This window comes from Candidatus Sororendozoicomonas aggregata (genome assembly GCF_031528575.1).
Taxonomy (GTDB): domain Bacteria; phylum Pseudomonadota; class Gammaproteobacteria; order Pseudomonadales; family Endozoicomonadaceae; genus Endonucleibacter; species Endonucleibacter aggregata.
In genome coordinates, this window is sequence record NZ_JAVLSP010000150.1 from 1 (window position 1) to 5,016 (window position 5,016).

Here is a 5,016-nt window from a genome sequence, read left to right on the forward strand (position 1 = left end):
AATCGACTCCAACTCTGCACGTTGGTTATCTGAGAGAGTGATTGTTTTGGTGTGGTTCAACTGCATCCCTGCCACTTACTTATGTCTTACTGGAGATGCAGATTAAACCATATTTTCAAAGGGATAGATATTAGGGCTTAGCACCACTAGGAGCCTGTCCGAGAATAGACTGCCCTACTGCGGTTGCGATAAATTGGTCTAAAAATTCCTGCTTCTTCGTCAAATAGCCCCGCTATTATCCTCATAAGCAGAAATTTTTATCCTCAATTTCTCGTAATCCTCGCTACGGGCGCTATTCTCGGTCAGTCTCCTAGAGACCCAAACGGCAGATACAAAAAAGCCTGTAGTGCTTACTAACGCTACAGGCATTGCGTTGTCTGGTGCCGGCACCAAGAGTCGAACTCGGGACCTACTGATTACAAGTCAGCCGCTCTACCAACTGAGCTATACCGGCAAAGAACGGAGTAGATCATATGCATCAGGAAATATTTTGTCAACACTTAACAGAAGACCGTCTTCTATGTTTTAGAGATGACCAGCACAATCAGATACCTCTCAATAGAGGTGTTTGCTCAATCCAGGCAAATGCACTAATGGCAGATCATAATACCAATTGGCATAACAGCGTTATTGCACTGACAGACTGAACGTCAGTGTTGTATTTAAACGCCTGGCAGTAGCAGGCTTTGCTGGTCATCGCTACTGTGCTGACATCGAGCGTGCCATGCTCATTACGGTAGTCAAAACAGGCTATGAGTATACACGGAAAAAACAAAAAAGCCGGATCACTGATCCGGCTTTTTTGTTGTGAGCTGGTGCCCAGAAGAAGACTCGAACTTCCACGCCATTGCTGACACTAGCACCTGAAGCTAGCGCGTCTACCAATTCCGCCATCTGGGCATTAATATATTGTTCAGGTTGTTATTTAATTCAAGAAAAACATTCAAGAAAAACATTTGAAATATGGTGCCCAGGAGAAGACTCGAACTTCCACGCCATTGCTGACACTAGCACCTGAAGCTAGCGCGTCTACCAATTCCGCCACCTGGGCCCTGAAGCAGCTACTTTAAGCAACTCAGGATGCCGGGCATGATAGAGATTCAGACAGAAAGTGTCAATACTCTCACCGCTGCGGTATATACGTGCCAACATCCTGTTAACAACAACTCACCTGGTTTTATCAAGGCTTCGGCTGCCAGGAAGGGTAGCTGTATAAATGTTTAAGGCGCTGCTTTAATGTTTTCCCGGGTTTTAGCGCATCTTTGAGCATATCGCGCCACTCATGGAAGGTCAGCAGCAATGGGTCATAGCTGTTCACCTGCTTTGGAATACCATAGCGACAGGGCTCTGACTCACTTTCTGCTTTAAAGGTGCCAAACAGTCGATCCCAGATAATCAGCAAGCCACCAAAATTTTTGTCAATGTAGTTCGGGTTTTTGGCATGGTGCACACGGTGGTGCCTTGGTGTATTAAATACCCATTCGATCCAGCCCAATGGTGGCACCACCTGACTGTGAATAAAGAACTGATAGAAAAGATTCACCATAACCACCAGCAAGACAGTCTCTGGGGGAAATCCCAGCATAACCAGTGGTATCCAGAACAGCCACATGCCCGACAGAGGGTAGGTAAAGCTCTGGCGAAATGCTGTAGAGAAATTCAGTGACTGTGACGAATGGTGTACCACATGGGATGCCCACATCCAGCGTACATTATGACTCATACGATGAAACCAGTAATAGCAGAAATCCTGAAGCACCAGCAGTAAGATAAAACTCCAGAGCGTAGGCGCAATGGTAAACAGTTTGAATTCAAATAAACTGAAGTAAATGGCCATGACATAGGCGCCTGCCAGCTTCTCACCGAGCTGGTAAAACAAGCCAAGGGACAAGTTAGCAAAGACATCAGGTAAACGGTATCGTGCACTGGGGTTGTAATAAGGGTGTCGTTTTAACCACCACCACTCAATGGTAATAGGTACAAAGTAGACCGGTGTCAGTAACAAGAGTAATAAGTTGATATCAATGTTCATTGTTCTCTCCCGTTTCTCCCTTGTTTCTCTCCTGATACCTGTCAGTCTTACCTGCGCGCCTGCTATTCTTTTTATAGTTGACGATAGAGCCAAGACGATGAAGGTTACCAGACAACAACACACAATTTTACTAAAAACCGTGGCATACTGGCAGCAAAAAGGTCTTCTGGATGAACGGCAGCGTCTAAGGCTGATGGAGAGCATCGAACAGCGCGAGGTCAACTGGCAGGGGCTTGCTCGCTATGCTTTTTTTGGTGCCCTGTTTTGTTTATTGCTTTCACTCAATGCAATGTTACTGGACAAGCAGCTAATGGCTTTACTCAATCGGCTATTTTCTGCGCCGGCACTGGTGAAAGCGGCATTTTTCGCGCTACTGGCTATCGTCATTTTTTCAGTCACCTTGTGGTTACAGAAAAAAAACCCGCTTCGGCTGTTGACCTATGAGTCACTCTTTTTTCTCGGTACCGTCAGTATTGCCAGCTCGATAGCCTTTATTGGCATGGCCCTCGATAGCCATAACGGACACTTTTCTTTGCTGGTGTTAGTCGCGGCAGTGATTTACTGCTGTTTGGGTATCTACCTGCCATCAAAGCTGGTGTGGTTGTTTGGGCTGCTCTCTCTTGGAGCCTGGGTACTGGCTGAAACCGGCTATCTCACAGGATGGAATGACTGTTTTTATGGTATGAGTTACCCCCTGCGCTTTGCCCTGTTTGGCGGTGGTCTGTTTGTTGTCAGTTTCTGGATGCAAAGACGCCTGAAACTCATGCCTTTTGCCCGCATAACCCATATTACCGGGTTGCTGTTTAGCTTTACGGGGCTCTGGATTCTCTCTGTCATAGGCAATTGTGGCAACCTTGACGGTTGGTACGGTACTGAACGGTTTGAATTCTGGCCCTGGGTACTGGCGCTCACTATTGCCAGTATTGCGGCCATTATTACAGGCTTAAAATACAACGACCCGGTACTGAGGGGCTGCGGTTTTAGTTTCTTATTTTTCAATATTTACACAAGGTATGTGGAGTATGGCTGGCATACCTTGCACCAAGCGGTTTTTTTTGGTCTTCTCGCACTGAGTTTCTGGCTACTTGGCCGCTATGCCGAGAGAATCTGGTTACTGGGTGAGAAAAAACAACCGTGACTTGTAGCCTGTCGGACTTAAGACAATTTCTGTCTAAAATCCAGAAAGTGCGAGAGAGTGCGGCCAGAATTTCCGATCAATTTGCTTAAAGGTCAACTATTCGCACAAATTGATCGAAAATTCTGACTCGCCCTACTGAATTTTATGCTCGAAAGCATAAGTCCGACAGGCTCCTGGGGCATTAGAGCGTTACAGGCGTTTTACCGGGCTTCCCGGCAATCTCTCGTACCAGTTTTGGCACTAAATAACCCGGACACTGCTTTTGCATGGCATTGACCAGACAGGCGGCTGTTTGTTCATCCACATCAAAGTGGGCAGCACCTTGCACCTTATCGAGCACATGCAAATAATAGGGCAGGACTGACGATTGGAATAGGGCCTGGCTCAGATCCACCAGTACATCAACAGAGTCGTTAATACCTTTGAGCAAAACGGTTTGATTCAACAACATGACCCGTGCCTGCTGTAATTGGTTCAGGGCGTTTTGCACTGCCCCATCAATTTCATTGGCATGGTTACAGTGAATCACCATTACCGGCTTCAGGCGTGTCCCGGTAAACCAGTGGATCATTTCATCGGTAATGCGCTCAGGGATGACCAGTGGCAGCCGGGTATGAATGCGCAGTGTTTCCACATGGGGAATATCACTGAGGGCAACAGCGAGTTTTTTTAAACGTTTATCACTGGTGGCCAGGGGGTCGCCCCCGCTGAGAATCACTTCTTTAATACTGGTGTCAGCTACAATATAACGCAAGGCGTTGTCCCAGTCTTCGCCACTGAGCTGGTTATCCCCGTAAGGAAAATGACGGCGGAAGCAAAAGCGGCAGTTGATGGCGCAGGCACCACTGGTAATCAGTAACAGTCGACCAGGGTATTTGTGAATTACGCCATTGCAGGGGTTTTGAGCGATTTCGTTCAGGGGGTCGAAGCTGTAACCTTGCGTATCAAGTAACTCCTGCCCTAAGGGTAATACCTGCAATAATAATGGGTCATTGGGGTTGCCTCGCTCCATTTTTGCCACAAATCCACGAGGCACCCGAAGGGAAAACAGGCGCCCGGCTTTCACGGCATCAGGCAGTAATGCCCGATCAAGCCCCAGCATATCAAGCAATTGTTCAGGGCAGTTTACCGCTGTAGACAGCTTCTGTTGCCAGCTCTCAGGCTCGGTTGCGTTTATGGTGTGCACTGTGGGGGTAGAACGGGTTATCATAGGCATTTTTGATTTATCGGGTAACATTAATGGCTAACTACAGTACCAATGAGTTTCGTTCCGGTCTCAAAGTGATGCTTGAGGGAGACCCTTGTTCGATCATTGAGAACGAGTTTGTCAAACCTGGCAAAGGGCAGGCATTCAACCGTGTGAAATTCCGTAACCTGATCAATGGCCGTGTTTGGGAGCGTACCTTCAAATCGGGTGAAAACCTTGAAGGGGCTGACGTTATCGAACTGGATATGGAATACCTGTACGCTGATGGTGAGTTCTGGCACTTTATGATGACCGATGGCTCTTACGAGCAGTACGCTGCCAGCAAAGAAGCCGTTGGTGACACCATTAACTGGTTAAAAGAGCAGGAAGTATACACGGTAACGCTGTATAACGGCGCGCCTTTGTCGGTAACGGCACCTAATTTCGTAGAATTGCAGGTGGTTGAGACCGACCCGGGCCTCAAAGGCGATACCGCTCAAGGTGGCTCCAAACCGGCCAAACTCACCACCGGCTATTCTGTCAAAGTGCCGTTGTTTATTGTTGAAGGAGAAGTGCTGAAAATTGATACCCGTACCGGCGAATATGTTGGACGGGTGAAGTAATCCTTTTGTACAATACCGGCCAGTGTGGTTATCGATT

General features: G+C 47.5%; 4 protein-coding genes and 3 tRNA genes. 2 read left to right on the plus strand and 5 right to left on the minus strand.

Features of this window, described 5'->3' with window-relative positions:
• Window positions 1–378: 378 nt before the first annotated feature.
• The 4 genes from V4C51_RS17000 to V4C51_RS17015 form a co-directional block, all read right to left on the minus strand.
• Window positions 379–454: transfer RNA gene (locus tag V4C51_RS17000), tRNA-Thr, on the minus strand.
• A gap of 359 nt (window positions 455–813) precedes the next feature.
• Window positions 814–900 (minus strand) — tRNA-Leu (locus V4C51_RS17005).
• A gap of 64 nt (window positions 901–964) precedes the next feature.
• A tRNA-Leu gene (locus V4C51_RS17010) sits at window positions 965–1,051 on the minus strand.
• A gap of 129 nt (window positions 1,052–1,180) precedes the next feature.
• Window positions 1,181–2,032, minus strand: coding sequence for a sterol desaturase family protein (locus tag V4C51_RS17015; protein WP_330927371.1), 852 nt, complete (start codon window positions 2,030–2,032; stop codon window positions 1,181–1,183).
• On the opposite strand from V4C51_RS17015, the gene V4C51_RS17020 reads away from it, so the two are divergent.
• Entirely contained in the window at window positions 2,025–3,170 is a 1,146-nt protein-coding gene (locus tag V4C51_RS17020; RefSeq protein WP_330927372.1) for a hypothetical protein, read from the plus strand. The two genes, V4C51_RS17015 and V4C51_RS17020, sit on opposite strands and share 8 nt — an antisense overlap.
• Window positions 3,171–3,351: 181 nt before the next feature.
• On the opposite strand, the gene epmB is transcribed toward V4C51_RS17020, so the two are convergent.
• Window positions 3,352–4,386, minus strand: a complete 1,035-nt coding sequence (epmB, locus tag V4C51_RS17025) for an EF-P beta-lysylation protein EpmB (protein WP_330927373.1) — start codon at window positions 4,384–4,386, stop codon at window positions 3,352–3,354.
• Between the two features lie 23 nt (window positions 4,387–4,409).
• Between epmB and efp the strand changes: the two genes are divergently transcribed.
• Window positions 4,410–4,979 (plus strand): elongation factor P, encoded by a 570-nt coding sequence (gene efp / locus V4C51_RS17030; RefSeq protein ID WP_330927374.1) that lies wholly within the window; start codon window positions 4,410–4,412, stop codon window positions 4,977–4,979.
• The last annotated feature ends 37 nt before the right edge of the window (window positions 4,980–5,016 follow it).

What these genes read in the sequence shown, in the direction of transcription:
- V4C51_RS17020 (WP_330927372.1), top strand. Translation starts at nt 2,025, where the DNA reads ATGTTCATTGTTCTCTCCCGTTTCTCCCTTGTTTCTCTCCTGATACCT.
- V4C51_RS17015 (WP_330927371.1), bottom strand. Translation starts at nt 2,032, where the DNA reads ATGAACATTGATATCAACTTATTACTCTTGTTACTGACACCGGTCTAC.
- epmB (WP_330927373.1), bottom strand. Translation starts at nt 4,386, where the DNA reads ATGCCTATGATAACCCGTTCTACCCCCACAGTGCACACCATAAACGCA.
- efp (WP_330927374.1), top strand. Translation starts at nt 4,410, where the DNA reads ATGGCTAACTACAGTACCAATGAGTTTCGTTCCGGTCTCAAAGTGATG.